This window comes from Streptomyces sp. G45, from assembly GCF_049542095.1.
GTDB lineage: Bacteria > Actinomycetota > Actinomycetes > Streptomycetales > Streptomycetaceae > Streptomyces.
This window is the reverse complement of sequence record NZ_JBMUZU010000001.1, coordinates 4,948,639-4,964,346: the sequence shown is the minus strand read 5'-3', so window position 1 is coordinate 4,964,346 and position 15,708 is coordinate 4,948,639. Positions and strand designations below refer to the sequence as shown.

12 protein-coding genes and 3 pseudogenes are annotated in these 15,708 nt (G+C 73.8%); 5 read left to right on the top strand and 10 right to left on the bottom strand.

What is annotated here, in order from left to right; all coding sequences use genetic code 11:
- Nucleotides 1-332: 332 nt before the first annotated feature.
- The 4 genes from ACOBQU_RS20805 to ACOBQU_RS20790 form a co-directional block, all read right to left on the bottom strand.
- On the bottom strand, nucleotides 333-1,115 hold the full coding sequence (locus ACOBQU_RS20805) for an ABC transporter permease (RefSeq protein ID WP_423624894.1): 783 nt from the start codon (nucleotides 1,113-1,115) through the stop codon (nucleotides 333-335).
- Nucleotides 1,112-2,116: an ATP-binding cassette domain-containing protein gene (locus ACOBQU_RS20800; RefSeq protein WP_423628826.1), complete on the bottom strand. Its 1,005-nt coding sequence runs from the start codon at nucleotides 2,114-2,116 to the stop codon at nucleotides 1,112-1,114. The genes ACOBQU_RS20805 and ACOBQU_RS20800 overlap by 4 nt, the downstream gene beginning before the upstream one ends.
- A 196-nt stretch (nucleotides 2,117-2,312) precedes the next feature.
- Nucleotides 2,313-3,149, bottom strand: coding sequence for a DUF4097 family beta strand repeat-containing protein (locus ACOBQU_RS20795; protein ID WP_423628825.1), 837 nt, complete (start codon nucleotides 3,147-3,149; stop codon nucleotides 2,313-2,315).
- 553 nt (nucleotides 3,150-3,702) lie between these two features.
- Complete coding sequence (locus ACOBQU_RS20790) at nucleotides 3,703-4,353, bottom strand: TetR family transcriptional regulator C-terminal domain-containing protein (RefSeq protein ID WP_423628824.1); 651 nt, start codon at nucleotides 4,351-4,353, stop codon at nucleotides 3,703-3,705.
- Between the two features lie 254 nt (nucleotides 4,354-4,607).
- On the opposite strand from ACOBQU_RS20790, the gene ACOBQU_RS20785 reads away from it, so the two are divergent.
- Nucleotides 4,608-5,300, top strand: coding sequence for a peroxiredoxin-like family protein (locus ACOBQU_RS20785; protein WP_423628823.1), 693 nt, complete (start codon nucleotides 4,608-4,610; stop codon nucleotides 5,298-5,300).
- Here ACOBQU_RS20785 and ACOBQU_RS20780 read toward each other — a convergent pair.
- A complete protein-coding gene (locus ACOBQU_RS20780) occupies nucleotides 5,198-6,265 on the bottom strand; it encodes a LysR substrate-binding domain-containing protein (RefSeq protein WP_423628822.1) in 1,068 nt (355 codons plus the stop codon). The two genes, ACOBQU_RS20785 and ACOBQU_RS20780, sit on opposite strands and share 103 nt — an antisense overlap.
- A 198-nt stretch (nucleotides 6,266-6,463) precedes the next feature.
- Here ACOBQU_RS20780 and ACOBQU_RS20775 point away from each other — a divergent pair, with 198 nt between their 5' ends.
- Together ACOBQU_RS20775 and ACOBQU_RS20770 are read left to right on the top strand one after the other, a co-directional pair.
- Nucleotides 6,464-7,570 carry a diaminopropionate ammonia-lyase gene (locus ACOBQU_RS20775; RefSeq protein ID WP_423628821.1) on the top strand — a complete coding sequence of 369 codons (1,107 nt, stop codon included), beginning with the start codon at nucleotides 6,464-6,466 and terminating at the stop codon, nucleotides 7,568-7,570.
- A complete protein-coding gene (locus ACOBQU_RS20770) occupies nucleotides 7,567-8,166 on the top strand; it encodes a LysE family translocator (protein ID WP_423628820.1) in 600 nt (199 codons plus the stop codon). Before ACOBQU_RS20775 ends, ACOBQU_RS20770 begins: the two co-directional genes overlap by 4 nt.
- Before the next feature lie 149 nt (nucleotides 8,167-8,315).
- Here the strand turns inward: ACOBQU_RS20770 and ACOBQU_RS20765 are convergent.
- A pseudogene (locus ACOBQU_RS20765) lies at nucleotides 8,316-10,357 on the bottom strand (HelD family protein).
- A gap of 332 nt (nucleotides 10,358-10,689) precedes the next feature.
- Here ACOBQU_RS20765 and ACOBQU_RS20760 point away from each other — a divergent pair.
- Nucleotides 10,690-11,279, top strand: a pseudogene (locus tag ACOBQU_RS20760) (TetR family transcriptional regulator).
- Nucleotides 11,280-11,281: 2 nt separating this feature from the next.
- On the opposite strand, the gene ACOBQU_RS20755 reads toward ACOBQU_RS20760, so the two are convergent.
- The 3 genes and pseudogenes from ACOBQU_RS20755 to ACOBQU_RS20745 all read right to left on the bottom strand — a co-directional run bounded on the left by ACOBQU_RS20755 (nucleotide 11,282) and on the right by ACOBQU_RS20745 (nucleotide 14,169).
- On the bottom strand, nucleotides 11,282-12,286 hold the full coding sequence (locus ACOBQU_RS20755) for a phosphotransferase (protein WP_423628819.1): 1,005 nt from the start codon (nucleotides 12,284-12,286) through the stop codon (nucleotides 11,282-11,284).
- A gap of 261 nt (nucleotides 12,287-12,547) precedes the next feature.
- Complete coding sequence (locus tag ACOBQU_RS20750; protein WP_423628818.1) at nucleotides 12,548-13,270, bottom strand: HAD family hydrolase; 723 nt, start codon at nucleotides 13,268-13,270, stop codon at nucleotides 12,548-12,550.
- A pseudogene (locus ACOBQU_RS20745) lies at nucleotides 13,271-14,169 on the bottom strand (winged helix-turn-helix domain-containing protein).
- Nucleotides 14,170-14,321: 152 nt separating this feature from the next.
- On the opposite strand from ACOBQU_RS20745, the gene ACOBQU_RS20740 reads away from it, so the two are divergent.
- A complete protein-coding gene (locus ACOBQU_RS20740; protein WP_423628817.1) occupies nucleotides 14,322-14,510 on the top strand; it encodes a hypothetical protein in 189 nt (62 codons plus the stop codon).
- A gap of 88 nt (nucleotides 14,511-14,598) precedes the next feature.
- Here the strand turns inward: ACOBQU_RS20740 and ACOBQU_RS20735 are convergent, their stop codons facing one another.
- Nucleotides 14,599-15,531, bottom strand: coding sequence for a winged helix-turn-helix domain-containing protein (locus ACOBQU_RS20735; protein WP_423628816.1), 933 nt, complete (start codon nucleotides 15,529-15,531; stop codon nucleotides 14,599-14,601).
- Nucleotides 15,532-15,708: the final 177 nt, after the last annotated feature.

Below are 15,708 nucleotides of genomic sequence, written 5' to 3'. Positions count from 1 at the left end.
CGCCGCGGGTGCTGTTCCCGGCGGTGGCGGCCGCCGCCGTGGCCACCGCCACGACCGGGTGCGCGACGGTGCCGCTGCCGCGGGCGGGCGCCCCGCTGGGCGTGCTCCTGGCGGTGGCGGGGCTCGCCGTGCCCGCCCTGGTGCTCGCGCTGTCGCGGCACGCGGGCCGCGCGGAGAAGGCGGCGCGGGCCGAACTCGCCGCGTGCGCCCTGGACCTGCCCCCCGACGCCCCCGCACCGGTGGCATATCCGCGCGGTGGCGCACGAGTGGGCGGCTCCCGGTCCTCTCGGGAGCCGCCCACGTCGGCGGGGGACTATGTCCTGTGTCCTGACTCAGTTCTTGGCGTCCTTGTTGAACGCGGACTGGGCCCACAGATAGCCCACCACGGTCAGCCCGACCAGCCACGCAAGCGCGATCCACGCGTCGTTGCCGATCTCGGTGCCCAGCATCAGCCCGCGCAGCGTCTCGTTGATCGGCGTGAACGGCTGGTACTTCGCGAACCACTCCAGCACCGTCGGCATCGACTCCGGCCGCACCACCGCCGACCCCAGGAACGGCAGGAACGTCAGCGGCATCGGCGCGTTGGACGCCGTCTCCACACTGTCCGAGCCCAACCCCATCGCCGCCGACACCCACGACAGGGCGAACGCCAGCAGCACCAGCATCCCGATCGCCGCCAGCCACTCCACCACGTTCGCGTTCGGCCGGAAACCCACCGCCAGCGCCACCCCGATCACCAGCACCAGGCTGACCAGCGTCTGGATGACATTGCCCACCACATGCCCCACCAGCACCGACGACCGCGAGATCGCCATCGTGCGGAACCGGTTGATGATGCCCTCGGTCATGTCCGAACACACCGCCACCGCCGTCGAGATCGCCCCCGACGTGATCGCCATCAACAGAATGCCGGGCGTGACGTAGTTGGTGTAATCCCCCCGGTCCCCGCCCATACCGTTGCCCAGCGCCCCGCCGAAGGCGTACACGAACAGCAGCAGCATCAGCACCGGCATCGCGACCACGGACAACGTCATCGACGGATACCGCTGCGCCCGCTTCAGATTGCGGCGCAGCATCGTCATCGAGTCACGCACGGCGTACGAGGTGGTGCTCATCGCAGGGTCTCCTTCACAGCGCCCGCGCTGTCCGCGCCAGCGCGTCCACGGCCCTGACCGGTCAGGGCCAGGAACACGTCATCGAGGTCGGGGGTGTGCACGGTGAGCGCCTCGGCGTGGATGCCGGAGCCCTCCAGGACGTCCAGGACGGAGCGGAGGGCCGGGATGGAGCCGTCGCTCGGGATCTGGAGGCTGAGCGAGTCGTCGTCGCGCGTGACGGTGCTGAGCGCGAGGCGGTGCTGAGCGGCGTTCATGTGCTGGATGTCGTTGAACTGGAGGCGGATGTGCCCGCCGGGGATGCGGCGCTTCAGCTCGTCGGCCGTGCCCTCGGCCACGATCTTCCCGCCGTCCAGCACCGCGATCCGGTCGGCCAGTTGATCGGCCTCCTCCAGGTACTGCGTCGTCAGGAAGATCGTCGTACCCCCCGCGACCAGATCCCGGATCATCTCCCACATCGTGCGACGGCTGCGCGGGTCCAGACCCGTCGTCGGCTCGTCCAGGAAGATGATGCTCGGCTTCCCCATCAACGTCATCGCCAGGTCCAGCTTGCGGCGCATACCACCGGAGAAGTTCGACGCGGGCTTCTTCGCGCTCTCCGTGAGGTCGAAGCGCCCGAGGAGTTCGGCGGCGCGGCGCTGGCTCTCGGCACGGTCCAGGTGCAGCAGGTCACCGATCAGGAGCAGGTTCTCCTCGGCGGTCAGCAGACCGTCGACCGCCGCGAACTGCCCGGTGACGCCGATGGCCCGGCGGACGTCGTCGGCCTCCTTGTCCAGGTCGAACCCGGCGACGCGGGCCTGCCCGTCGTCGTGCGAGATCAGCGTGGTGAGGATCTGTACGGTGGTGGTCTTGCCCGCGCCGTTCGGCCCGAGCAGGGCGAAGATCGTGCCAGGGGTCACGGCCAGGTCGATCCCGTCGAGCACGACCTTGTCGCCGTACGACTTGCGCAGCCCCTGGGCGCTGATGCCCGCCGGTGGGGCGGTCGAACCGGTAGTGGCAGTCATCGTGCCGACTCCTTGCTTCGTTCTGTGGGCTTTGTTCTGCGGCTTCTGCGGCTTACTGCGTCTTCTGCGCTCTGCGGGCTTCTGCGGGCTCTGCGGGTTTCTGCGGGTTTCTGCGGGCTTCGGTCCGCGGCTGGGTCGGGGGGGCGGTCGGGCGCCGGGTCGGGGCCGGTGGGGTCACGGACCCGTGGGCGTCCCGTCAGGCGCGGCGGATCACGATGTCGCCGAGGCCGGTGCGGGCGCGGACCTGGACGGTCTCGGCGCCCTCGCCGGGCCCGTCGGTGGAGCCGAGCGAGTTGTGCACGGTGCCCGCCTGGGAGTTCACTTCGAGCCAGGCGGCGCTGGACTGGTGGATGCCGACCTCCACGTCGCCGTCGGCGGTCTGGAGGGTGACCAGACCCCGGGCCACTTCGCCGAGCCTGATGGCGCCGTTGTCCGTCCTGGCCTCGACTCCGGCGTGCGCGACGCCCACGGAGATGCGGCCGTTGGCGGACTTGGCGCGCAGTTCGCCGGTGACCTCGCCGATGGTGGTGTCGCCCTTGCGGTTCTTGACGGTGGCGGCGCCCGCGATGTTGCCGAGGTCGATCCGGCCCGCCGCGTCGACCTCGACGTCGCCGGTGGCGCGGTCCAGGCGGACGTCGCCGTGCTCGGTCTTGACGAAGGCCGCGCCGGTCTCCGACACGTGGATGTCACCGGCGGCGGACTCGAACCGGACGTCACCGAGGCGGCCCTCGGCGCTGAACACCCCGGCGGGCGCGAATCCCTGCACGTCGGAGCCCGCCGGAAGCTCGACGTTGACCTCGACGGAGCCGCCCTTGCCGAACATGGAGCGCTTCTTCGGGCCCTTGACCACGAGGCGGCCGTTCGCGCAGGTGACCTGGGCCTGCTCGGCGGCCTTGACGTCGGCCTCCTCGCGGCCGTCGCTGGGCAGCACCGTCACGACGGTGTCGAGGCGCTTGCTGGCGGAGATCCGGGCGGTGCCGATCTCGAACTCGACGAGGGCGGAGAGGGGTTCGGGAGTGTCGAAGGTAGGCATGGCCGTCCTATCCGGGCTGTGGTGTGCGGACCCGCCGGTGGGGCGGGCGGCACGGTGTGAGCTGTCTCGGTCGTGCGTCACTCCGGCGACCCGGCGTTCCAGGACGCTGGAGCCCCGAGGTCCATGACGCCAGCATGGCATCACCATGGCACCAACGCAAGCGCCATTGGCACCCGGTGGTGCCACCATCCGGTTCCCGGATCCGCGAACGGCCGTAAAGCACCCTCTGACCTGCTGCTATGAGGCCACTTACCGGATCCGTCCGAGCCCAGAACCCGGCGTCAAGAGTGCGTTAAGGCGCCCCGGCGCCAGCCTCCTCGGGCGAGGAAGCGCCACCGTGGCACCTCTGTACGCGCCACTGAGGCACCGGTCAGAGCCATGCGCGGGCCGAGCGGCGGGGGCGGCGGGGCGTCCGCTTCGGGCGGCGGCGCGTCCGCTTCGGGGCGGGGGCGCGTCCGCTTCGGGGCGGGGTGGCGTCAGGCGCCTGGGGCGGGGGCGGTCCGTCGAGGTCCGCGAGTCCGCCCGCGTGGCCTTCGCGGCCCGCTTGGCCCGCTTAGCCCGTGTGGTCCGTGTGGTCTGTGGGGCCTGTGTGGTCCGTGGGGCCCGTGCGTCCCGCGTGGCCCGCCAGGCTCCCGAGGGTCGCCGCCACCGTCCGGTGCAGCGCCTCGGGGCTCGCCCCGGCGCGGGAGCGCAGGTTCACGCCGTACGCGAGCAGGACCAGCGTCTCGGCGGTGACGTCGGCGGCCACGCCCGGGGCGAGCTGGCCCCGGGCGCGGGCGGTCTCCAGGGCGGTGCGCAGCGCGCCCCGGAGGCGCTCGTGGTGCTCGTCCAGGATGGCGCCCACCTCCGGGTCGGCGGCCTCCCCGGCCGCGTACGCGTTGACGAGCATGCAGCCCCACCGGGCGTGCTCGCCGGTGCAGCGCAGGTCGATCAGGGCCGCGAAGAAGTCCCGCACGGCGGGCAGGCCCCGCTCGTCGCGGGCGATGGCCTCGCACACGGGCCGGGACCGCAGGCGCAGATAGCGGCGCAGCGCGGCGAGGTAGAGCTGCCGCTTGCCGCCGAAGGTGGCGTACAGGCTGGAGCGGTTGAGCCCGGTAGCGGCGGTGACGGCCTGGATGGAGGTCGTGGCGGCGCCGTCGCGCCAGAAGAGCCGTTCGACGCGCTCCAGGGCGACGTCCGGATCGAAGTGCTTCACATCGGGCACGACCGCCCCTCCCCTCACACCCTCACATCAGCGACACCCGACACCTGATACCCGGCACCCGGCACCCGGCACCCGGCACCCGGCACCCGGCACCCGGCACCCATCAGGCCAGCGCCGCGCGTCACGCCCGCGTCACACCCGTACATCCTGAACTGGCCGTTCCAACTTAGCCCTTGACGCCTCCGAGCGCCCGCCACCATCCTGAAACGACCGTTCCAAGTTAGCTTCGCGCCGAGACCCCGAAGGGGCGACCCATGAGCCTGCGCGACGAGTTGCGCTCTGTGCACGACAACCGCCACCTCAAGCTCTCCGCCGAGATGATCGAGGTCATGGACCGCAACGGCCGCGCGCTCGCCGCGTCCGGCCTCGTGGAGCGCGCGCTGGCGGTGGGCGCCCCCGCGCCGCGCTTCACGCTCCCGTCGGCGACCGGGGCGCCGGTGTCCCTGGACGGCCTGCTCGCCGAGGGGCCGGTGGTGCTCACCTTCTACCGGGGCGCGTGGTGCCCCTTCTGCAACCTCGCGCTACGGGCGCTCCAGGAGCACCACGACGCCGTGGCCGCGCGCGGCGCCCGGCTCGTCGCCGTCTCGCCGCAGGTCCCGGACGCCTCCCTGTCCTTCGCCGAGAAGCAGGGGCTCGCCTTCGACGTGCTCAGCGACGTCGGCTGCGACGTGGCGAAGCAGTTCGGCATCGCCTTCGACCTCGGGGACGAACTCGCCGCGCTGTACGAGGCGTTGGGCCTCGGCCTCGCGGAGACCGGCGCCGGGAACGGGCGGACGCTGCCGCTGCCCGCCACGTACGTCATCGACCGCTCCGGCGTGATCCGGTGGGCGTTCGTGGCGGCGGACTACGCCCTGCGGGCCGAACCCGAGGACGTCCTGGCCGCGCTGGACGCGCTGGACGCCCCCGAGGGACCGGACACGCCGGACGCTCCGGAGCCGACGAGCTGAGCCGCCTCGCGCAGGGCGCGCCGGGCCGCCGTCGCCGCCGGGTGGCGGCTGCTGCCGCGGCGCACCACGGTGAAGATGCGCCGCGCCCCGTGGCCGCGGGGCAGCTCCCGCAGGGCCACCGTCGGGGTCGCCGCCTGCCACACCAGGTCGGGCAGGAGCGCTGCGGCGTGCCCGGCCTGGGCGAGGCGCAGATGGACCAGCAGGTCGGTGGACTCGAAGCGGACGTCGGGCTCGAACCCGGCCTCCCGGCACAGCGTCAGCGCCCAGTGCCGGGCCGCGGTGCCCTCGGGCTCCATGACCCAGGGGTGCCCGGCGAGCGCCCGCAGCTCGGCCCGCGGGTCCGCGCGCCCGCCGCGCCCGCCATGAACGCCGTGAACGCCGTGAACGCCGTGAACACCAGGGTCGTCGTCGCCGGGGCGCGGCGGGCCGTCCGCCGCCGGGAGGGCCAGGCGCATCGGGTCCTCGCACAGCTCCTGGAGTTCGAGCACGTCGGAGCGCGGCTCGGCGCCACCCGGGTACTCCTCGGCGACGACCAGGTCGAAGTCCCGGGCGAGCAGGGCGGGCAGGGCCCGTTCCGGTTCGGCCTGGGTGACGTGGACGCGCAGCCGCGGATGGGCCGCGCGCAGGACGGTCAGGGCGGCCGGGACCAGGGTGAGGGCGGCGGTCTGGAACGCGGCGATCCGCAGGGTGCCGGTGAGTTCGCGCAGCGAGGCGGCGATGTCGGCCTCGGCGCGCTCCAGGCGCTCCAGAACCGCCTCGGCGTGGCCGACGAGGATCTCGGCCTGCTCGGTGAGCCGCACCCGCCGCCCCACGGGTTCGAGCAGCGCCACCCCGGCCTCCGCCTCCAGCTGGGACAGCTGCTGGGAGACCGACGAGGGGCTGTACGAGAGGGCGGCGGCGACCGCGGCCAGGGTGCCGCGGTGCTTCAGCTCGCGCAGCAGGCGCAGCCGGTGGAGGTCGTACACGACGGGCCCCGATCCTCGGTCCTCGCGGCGCGCGGCCCGCGCACGACCGCCGGTCCGGCGGCGGACGGCCCCGCGTGGGCCCGGTCGTCCGGCCGGGGCGGGGGCGGCGGGCGGCCCGCTTATGTTCGGTTTCTCCGACGAATATAGGTCGGAAAGATGAGCTGGACCGACGGGTCCCGGGGGCCGCAGGGTGGCCGTATGACTCCTGTGGAACCTCCCGTGGAACCCCGTCTCTCCTGGTACGCCCGTCCCGCCGCGCGCGCCTGGACCACCGCGCCCGCACCCGTCGGCGTCCGCGCCTTCCACGCGGCGCTGCCGGAGTACGCGCCCACGCCGCTGACGGAACTGCCGTCTCTCGCCGCCGAGTTGGGCGTGGGCCGGGTCTTCGTCAAGGACGAGTCGGCGCGGCTCGGGCTGCCCGCGTTCAAGGCGCTCGGCGCGTCCTGGGCGGTGCACCGGGTCCTCGCCGGGCGGGCGGACGACGAGCGCGTGGAGCTGGTCACGGCCACCGACGGCAACCACGGCCGGGCGGTGGCGCGGGTCGCGCGGCGGCTCGGGCACGGGGCGCACGTGTTCGTCTCCGGGGGCGTGCACCCGGGGGCGGCCGCCGCGATCGAGGGCGAGGGCGCCCGCGTCACCCGGGTCGACGGCGACTACGACGAGGTGGTGCGGCTCGCCGCCGCGGCCGCCCGGGAGCCGGGCACGGTCCTGGTGCAGGACACCGCCTGGCCCGGGTACGAGGAGGTGCCGCGCCTCATCGTGGAGGGCTACTCCACGCTGTTCGCCGAGGTCGACGAGCAGGTGGCCGCCGCCGGGGCCGGGACGCCGGACCTGGTGGCCGTGCCGGTGGGCGTGGGGTCGCTGGCGCAGGCCGCCGTCACGCACTACCGCAGCCGCCCGGCGGGACGGCGGCCCGCGGCGCTGCTCGCCGTGGAGCCGACGGCCGCCGCGCCGGGCCTGGCGAGCCTCACCGAGGGCGCGCCGGTGACCGTCCCCACCGCCGAGACCACCATGGCGGGCCTGAACTGCGGCACCCTGTCCAGCCTCGCCTGGCCCTGCCTCCGCGACGGCCTGGACGCGGCGACCGCGGTCACCGACGCCCAGTCCGCCGCGGCGGCCCGCGACCTCGCCGCGCTCGGCGTGTCCGCCGGGCCGTGCGGCGCCGCGTCCCTCGCGGGGGCCAGGGCGGCGCTCACCGGCCAGGGCGCCGCCGCGCGCCGCGCCACCCTGGGCGCGGACGAGACCGCCACGGTCGTGCTGCTGAGCACGGAGGGCGCGGCGGCGAACCCCTACTCCGCCGCATGACCGGCGACCTCCTCGCCGCCACCGGCGCCCTGGCCCTGCTGACCGTGCTGCCCGGCCCCGACATGGCGCTGGTCACCAGCAGCGCGGTCGCCTCCGGCACCCGGGACGCCCTGCGCACGGTCAGCGGCATCGCCACGGGCCTGCTGGCGTGGGGCGCCCTCGCGGTCGCCGGGCTCGCGGCGGTGCTCGCCGCGTCGGCCGGTGCCTATCTGGCGGTGAAGCTCGCGGGCGCGGCCTACCTGGTGCTCCTGGGCGTACGCGCCCTGCGCCGCCGCCCGACCGAGACCCCCGCGCGCCCCGCCGCCACCGGCCACCCCTGGCGCACCGGCCTCGTCAGCAACGTACTGAACCCGAAGATCGCCGTCTTCTACACGGGCCTGCTCCCCACCCTCGCCCCCTCCGAACTCCCTCCCGTCCTCGGCATGTCCCTCCTCGTCGCCCTCCACGCCGCCCTCACCATCGGCTGGCTCAGCGCCTACACCTACGCCGTCGCCCGAGCCCGCGCCTCCCTGTCCCACCCCCGAGCACGCCAGATCCTGGACCGCGTCACGGGCGCGACCCTGATCGCGCTGGGAGTGAAGGTGGCCACCACGTAGGCCCGGAACCCTCCAGCCCGCCCCGGCGACGGTCCAGCCCGTCCGGCGCTTGAGGGCGAGGCCGCCAGGCCGACGAACGGGGGTGCCAGGGGGCTGGCCCCCTGGTTTCGGGAAAGGGGCGCCCCCGCGAGGCCCCCACCTCCGCCCCCTCAAGAACCGGCAGGCCACGGCACCCCCCGGCTGTGCACCACATCAAGCCGGGAAACCGCCCGGGTCAGCACCACATACAACCGCTGAAGCCCCCGCGGCTCCGCCTCCACCACGGCGACCGGCTCGGCGACCACCACGTGGTCGTACTCAAGCCCCTTGGCCACCGACGCGGGCAGCACCGTGACCCGCGCCCCCAGCTCGTCCGCCCCGGCGGCCTCCACGCCCGCCTCCGCGAGGGCCGCCCGCAGCCGCGGCACGTCCGCGTCCGCCGCGATGACCCCGATGGACCCCTCCCGGTCGAGCGCCCCGCGCACGGCGTCGACGGCGGCGGCGACCACGTCCGCCACCGCGCGGACCGTCAGCTCGCCGTCCCGCCGCAGGGAACGCGCGGGCGGCACGTCCACGTCGAGGGCGGCGAGCAGGTCGTTGGCGAGCGCCACCACCGCCTGCGGCACGCGGAAGCCGGTGGTGAGCGCGGTGACGGCGGCGTCCGGCTTGCCCAGGTGGGCGAGCAGCTCCGGCCAGGCGCGGGCGGCCCACGGCGTGGTGCCCTGCGCGAGGTCGCCGAGCACCGTGAGCGAGCCGAAGTCGGCGCGCCGGGCGATGGCGCGGCACTCCATCGGCGAGAGGTCCTGCGCCTCGTCGACCACGATGTGGCCGTACCCCTCGGGTCTCTCGATGAGCCCGGCCAGCTCGTCGAGCAGGACGAGGTCCGCGGCGGTCCACCGGGCCGACTTGTACGAGCGCGGGGGCTTGGCCCACAGCAGGGACCGCTGCTCGTCGGCGGTGAGGATCCCGTCGGCCGCGCGCGCCAACGCCCGCGCGTCCCCGAGGAGTTCGTACAGGACCTCCTCGGGCCGTGCCTTCGGCCAGGCCGCGTCGACGAACGCCGAGAGGGGCGGGCGCGCGAGATCCGCTGCACCCAGGCGTTGGTCACCGGGCCCGCGCGGCGCTCGGCCTGCTCCTGGATGTGCCGCACGGCGCGGCTGCGCACGCGCTCGCGGCCCGTGTCGTACGGCGGCTCCTCCGCGCGGACGTCCTGGACGATCCGGTCCAGCTCGTCGGCGGAGATCCGCCAGCGGTAGGACCCGTCGGGCACCGCGAGCGCGGCGGCGCCCGGCGTCACGCGCGCGTACAGGGCGCGGCGCAGCACCTCGGCCATGCGGGCGTCGTGCTTGACCAGGGCGGCGGCCGGGGCGTCCACGGCGCCGACCGGCTGGCGCGCTATCTCGTCGAGGACCGTGGACTGGCGCACTCCGGTCTCGCCGAGGGAGGGCAGGACCTCCGCGATGTACCGCAGGAACGTGCGGTTGGGGCCGAGGATCAGCAGGCCGGAGCGCTGCACGCGCTGCGGGTGGGTGTACAGCAGATACGCCGCCCGGTGCAGGCCGACGGCGGTCTTGCCGGTGCCGGGGGCGCCCTGCACGCAGACCGAGGCCGTGAGCGGGGCGCGCACCAGGTCGTCCTGCTCGGGCTGGATGGTGGCGGCGATGTCCCGCATCGGGCCGACGCGGGGGCGCTCGATCTCGCCGGTGAGGATGCGGCTCGGGGCGGCGTCGGGCTCGCCGGAGCCCAGGTGCTCGTCCTCCAGTCCCGTGAGGTCCGCGGAGTCGCCCTTGCTGCCGGGCGCCCAGCCGAACCGGCGGCGCACGGCGACGCCCTGGGGGTCACGGGCGCTGGCCTGGTAGAAGGCGCGCGAGACGGGGGCGCGCCAGTCGACGACGAGGGGCGGGGCGGCCGGGTGCTCGGTGATGCGCAGACGGCCTATGTGGTACCGCTGCCCGCGGTGGTCGCCCGCCTCCGGGGCGTCCGCGGCAAAGTCGAGACGGCCGAAGTACAGCGGCGCGTCGGGCAGTTCGCGCAGCTCCTTGGCCTTGCTGCGGAGCTGGTAGCCGAGCACCTCGGCGTCGGCGCCGGACGCCGAGACGTCCGCGCCGCTGACCACCTGCTCCTGGGCCCCCTCGACCATGGCGGCCAGGGCGGCGCGGCAGGTGTCGTGATACCGGCGCTCCCGAGCGAGCGCCTCGTCCAGTGGCGTCATACCCACCACCGTACAGCAAAACGTTACCGAGTTACATATATTACTGAGACTCATTCGTGGGGTAAGCTGTCCCCATGACCGGCGACGACCACCACGGCACGGGCTCAACGCGCACGGACGGCACGGGCTCAACGCGCACGGACGGCACGGGCACGGGCTCGACGAGAACGAACACCCGCCGCGCGAACACCGGCGGCACGAACACTGGCAGCGCGAGCACCCGTGGCACGAGCACCGGCAGCGCGAACACCGGCGGCACGAGCACGAACGCCGCGGCGGCCACACCCGCCGACGAGCCCCCCGTCGGCCTGCGCGAGCTGAAGCGGCAGCGGATGTACCGAGCCGTCTCGGAGGCCGCGATCCAGCTGTTCCTGGAGCGCGGCTTCGACAAGGTGTCGGTCGCGGAGGTGGCCGCCGCCGCGGAGATCTCCAAGCCGACCCTGTTCCGGTACTTCCCGGCGAAGGAGGACCTCGTCCTGCACCGCTTCGCCGACCACGAGGACGAGGCCGCCCGCGTCGTCCGGGACCGCCCCTCCGACCGCTCCCCCTGGACGCGCTGCGACGGCACTTCCTCGACGGCCTCGACCGACGCGACCCGGTCACCGGCCTCAACGACGCGCCGGGCGTCCTCGCCTTCCACCACCTGCTGTACGGCACGCCGTCCCTGGTGGGCCGCCTGTACGCCTACCAGGAGCGCTCCGAGCAAGCCCTCGCCGACTCCCTCGCCGACGCCCTCGGCCACTCCCCCTTGGAAGCCCGCCTGGCCGCCGCGCAGATACTCGCCACGCAGCGCGTCCTGGCCCTGGAGAACTGGCGCCGCGTCGCCGCGGGCGAGCCCGCGGCGGACGTCCACCCGGACGCCACCCACGCCGCCGACCGGGCCTTCACCCAGCTCGCCGCGGGCCTGCCGTGGTGCGCCTGACCTCAGGCCCACCGCCTGAGGGCGTCCGCCACGTCCTCCCGGGACGGGGCCGGGCCGAGGCCGAGGGCGGGGCGGGCGGCCTCCAGGGCCGCCCTGACTCTTTCCGCCGCGGGCTCCGGCGGCGCCCCCGACCCCAGCAGCCGGGCACCGCGGATCACGTCGGTGAACACCGACTGGGCCCGCTTGTAGTCCAGGATCTTCGGCAGGTCCGCCCGCCACCCGGCGGAGCTGCCGGGCCGCACCGCCTCCACCGCCTCGCACCAGCGGCGGCGCACCTCACGGGCCTGGTCCGGGGTGTAGCGCATCAGATGCAGATGAGTGGCGAGGTCGTACAGGGGGTCGCCGACCATCGCCAGCTCCCAGTCGATGGTCCACAGCAGCCCGGCGGGGTCGACGATGAAGTTCTCCCGGTGCAGATCGCCGTGGAGCAGGCAGAAGGGCCGCGGGCGCAGCCCGGACACCCGCTCCCGCAGCACCCGGAAGGCATCGCGCCCGATGCCGAACTCCTTGAAGAGACCGCCGAAGCGGGACTCGTTCTCCAGGAACACCCGCTGCTCGGTGAAGTGCACCAGCCGCTCGACGAACCCGTCGGTGTCCCCGTCCTGCGGGCGGTCCTCCGCCGCGCAGCGCCGCTCCACGGCCAGGGACTCCGGGGCGACGCGCACGATGTCGCGGAAGAGCGCGATGATCTGGTCGACCAGGGCGGCGGGGACCGCCGTACCGATTCCGCACCGCTGGCCCAGCGTCTGCCCCTCGACGAAGCGCTGAAGCCGGAACGTTTCCCTCTGCAACACCTCCGGGATGCGCGCGACGCGCCCGGACAGCGCGACGAGCAGCTCCTCCTCGGAGTGGAAGCAGCGCCGGTCGAACCAGAGCAGCTCGGCGCGCGGCGCCCGGCACTTCCAGCGCCCCTCGCCGACCCCCTCGGGCAGCGCGAAGACGTACGTCTCGTGGTGGTAGCCCTCCAGGGGCCCGACGATCTCGCTCAGCCCACCGCTCGCACGCACAGCGCTGTCCCAGGCGGACGCAGCGGGGTCAAATGGCATGGCACGTTACTTTCCGCCCAGGACCGGATCGATGACGAAGAGCAGCGCAAAGGTATAGCCAGCACCCGCCAAGTCCACAATCTCACCTGGCCACTTGGGGGTGACCCGCACCCCGTCCGGTCGACCGGACGCCGTCCAGGAGGACAGCGGACCCCAGGTCACCGCACCCACGCCCCAGGTCACCGCACCCGCGCCCCAGGCCGCCCCCGCCCGCGTCCCACGTCACCGCCGCTCGCTCCGCAGCAGGTCGAGGACCGGGAGCAGGGACGTCACGACATGCTGGGCGCCCGCCTCGCGCAGGAGGAGTTCCTTGCGGGCATCGCGGGCGTAGCCGAGGAAGTGGGTGCCCGCGGCGCGGGCGGCCAAGTAGTCGGCGGGGCTGTCGCCGATCATCAGGGACTCGGCGGGGTCGGCGCCGAGCGCGGCCAGGGCGCGGTGCACGCAGTGCGGGTCGGGCTTCAGGAGGTGGAGGTTCCGGGTCCGGCCGTAGATATGGGGGGCGAAGCAGGACAGCAGGCCGCGGCCCTCCAGATAACGGGTCACGGCCTGCGGCGAGTTGTTGGTGGCGACGGCGAGCCCCGCGCCCACCGCCGACCAGGTGCGGATCAGCACGTCGGCGTACGGCGTCGGCCGGGCCGAGGACGCCGCCCTCACCTCCGCCTGCGTGAGCTGCTCCTCAAGGACCGTGACGAGGTCGCTGCCGCGGTGGCGCAGGTCCAGCTCGCGCAGCACGGCGTGCGGATCGCCCTCGGCGGCGCCCCGCGCCGGGACCAGCGCGCCGAGGCCCTGCCCGCGCAGCCAGCTGATCTGCTCCCGGGCCACCCGCTTCGCCGAGTGCCCGGCGAAGAGGCCGCAGATCGGCCCGTCGAAGTCGAAGAGCACGAAGCGCACGACGCCGATCAGCTTCCGGGGGCTCTCCAGCGGATCACTCTCTTCAGAAGTCACCTAAGAGAGTGTTAGGTCCGTCGTGATCGTTTCCCAGAGGGCGTCGAACCACTTCTGCGATTCCGTCACGAACCCGGCATCGCGCGCGCCGCCGCCCCCGGCGAAGGAGAACAGCGGCGTCTGGAGGCCGTGCACGTCGTACGCCTCCAGGGTCTCCGCACCCTCGGCGTCCAGCTCCAGCTCCGCGCGCGCCGGGGTGTAGTACGCGAGCAGCGCCTCGGCCCCGTTCAGCAGGTACAGCTTCACCGGCGTGGTGAACGGCAGCGCGCGGAACGTCACATGGACGTCCACGCCGTGCGGGGCGCCGCGCAGGGTGAGGAGGTTGTGCCGCAGCACCTGCCCCTGCGCGTTGCGCTGCGCCAGCCACCGCTGGTGCAGCCGCGCCTTCTCCGCGCCGTCCTCCCCGCCCTTCCGCCCGACCCGCCCCACCGGCACGGGGAAGGCGAGGTCGATGTCGCTGCTGGGCAGCAGGATGCGTACGTCGATGGAGTCCGGGCGGACCACGCCCGCGTGGACCTGGCGGATCGGCTCGCTGAGCGCGTTCATCAGCGTCTCCGCCGTGTACGACACCGCGTCGACCCGCACCCTGGGCGCCTGGAACGCCTCCACCAGGCGCGGCGCGAGGGCCACCATCGACGGCTGGGGGGCGAGCGCCGGGGGCCCGGCGGTCTCCGGCGGGGCGGCGACGCGCGGGGGCTGCCCTTGCTGATGTGGTTGAGCAGCCCGTCCCGCTGGAGGCGGTGCAGCGCCTGGCGCACCGTGCCCCGCTCCACACCGAACTCCTGGGCCAGTTGGGCCTGGGTGGGCAGGCGGTCGCCCGCCTTGAGGGTGCCGGTGCGGATGCGGTCGCGCAGGGCCTCGGCGATGTCCTGCGGGGAGGTCTTTCCACTGCCGGTCACGGCACCGTTCTCCTTGGTCACGGCCTGACGATACAACTCCTCGCCATCTCAGGGGAGTTGGATGGATAGTTGTTTATGGATATCAACCAAGTGGGGACAACTTCCTTGAGTTGGCTGCCAACTCTTCCAAGATGGCAGAAGGGGGAACCACCATGCCCGCCATAGCCCTCCTCGCAGCCGTGTTCACGGTCACCGTCGAGCAGTTCGTGCAGTGGAAGTACGGAACCCTCGGCATCGTCGGCCTGGTCCTGCTGACCGTGGGCGTCAAGGCGCGGAACACCACGTGCAGCTCCCTCGGCGCGTTCGTCCTCGCGCTGCTGGTCACGGGCCCCGCGCTCTAGCCCCGGCCCGGCGCACGGCGCACGTCGTACGACGCACGACGTACGACGCTGTCCGGCAACGCCCGGCCCGCACGCCCCGCGGGCCGCGCTACGGACCCGGATCCAGCTTCAGGTCCTCACTGATCGTGCTCCACAGGGCGTCGAACCACAGGTGGGACTGCTCCACGAACGTCGTGTCCCGCGCCCCGTCCCCCTGGTGGAACGGGAACAGCGTCGACCGCGTTCCCTGCGCGTCCCACATCTCCAGGTGCTCCTGGCCGATCTCCACCCCGCGCTTGGTCAGCGTGTAGTACGCGAACAGCGCCTCGGTCCCGTTCAGCAGGTACAGCTTCACCGGCGGCGTGAACGGCAGCGCCCGGAACTCCACCCGCACGTCGATCTGGTGCGTCGTACGCAGCGTGAGCAGGTTGTGCCGCAGCACCTGCCCCTGCGCGTTGCGCTGGTCGAGCCAGCGGCGGTGCACCTGGCCGCCCGCGTCCGGGCCCGCCACGGGCGCCGGGAAGGCGAGGTCGATGTCCCGGCTCGGCAGCAGGACGCGGACGTCGACCTTGGCCGGTTTCAGTCGGCCCGCGTGGATCTGGCGCAGCGGCTCGCCGATCGCCAGCGTCAGCGATATCGCGGTGAGGCAGAGCGCGTCGATCTCCACGTGCGGCGCCTGGAAGGCCGCGGCGACCCGGGGCGCGAGCCCGACCATCGTGGGCTCGGGCCGCACCGCGTCCGGGACGGGGCCCGCCGGGGCCGCGACCGTCGCCGGGCTGCCCTTCGACACGTTCGCCAGCAGGTGCTCGCTCTGCAGGATCCGCAGGGCCCGCCGCACGGCACCGCGCTCCACGCCGAACTCGGTCGCGAGCGCCGCCTGCGTCGGCATGCGCTGGCCCGGCCGCAACTGCCCGGACCTGATCCGGTCCCGCAGCACGTCGGCCACATCGCGATGCGAGCGGTGGGGCGCGCTCGGCCTCTCCCGCTCCTCGACGGAGGCGTGGTCCGTGCTCACAACCAAAACGTTACAACTTCTCGCCATCTTTGGGGAGTTGCTGGGAAGGTGGTTATGAGACGCACCATCGCGGAGATAAGTCCCTTGAAGTTGGTAGCCAACTCATGACGACCTGGTCGGGCCCCTGCGGTTCGCTGGCGCGGTTGGTGACGACTCGACCAGACGGGCTGGCCGGGCTCTCATCCGGAGGGGAGCCGGGAGTTC

Bases quoted from the DNA above. Each gene is read 5' to 3' on its own strand.
- ACOBQU_RS20805 (WP_423624894.1), bottom strand. From the start codon at position 1,115: ATGAGCACCACCTCGTACGCCGTGCGTGACTCGATGACGATGCTGCGC.
- ACOBQU_RS20800 (WP_423628826.1), bottom strand. From the start codon at position 2,116: ATGACTGCCACTACCGGTTCGACCGCCCCACCGGCGGGCATCAGCGCC.
- ACOBQU_RS20795 (WP_423628825.1), bottom strand. From the start codon at position 3,149: ATGCCTACCTTCGACACTCCCGAACCCCTCTCCGCCCTCGTCGAGTTC.
- ACOBQU_RS20785 (WP_423628823.1), top strand. From the start codon at position 4,608: ATGAGCCTGCGCGACGAGTTGCGCTCTGTGCACGACAACCGCCACCTC.
- ACOBQU_RS20775 (WP_423628821.1), top strand. From the start codon at position 6,464: ATGACTCCTGTGGAACCTCCCGTGGAACCCCGTCTCTCCTGGTACGCC.
- ACOBQU_RS20770 (WP_423628820.1), top strand. From the start codon at position 7,567: ATGACCGGCGACCTCCTCGCCGCCACCGGCGCCCTGGCCCTGCTGACC.
- ACOBQU_RS20740 (WP_423628817.1), top strand. From the start codon at position 14,322: ATGCCCGCCATAGCCCTCCTCGCAGCCGTGTTCACGGTCACCGTCGAG.
- ACOBQU_RS20735 (WP_423628816.1), bottom strand. From the start codon at position 15,531: ATGGCGAGAAGTTGTAACGTTTTGGTTGTGAGCACGGACCACGCCTCC.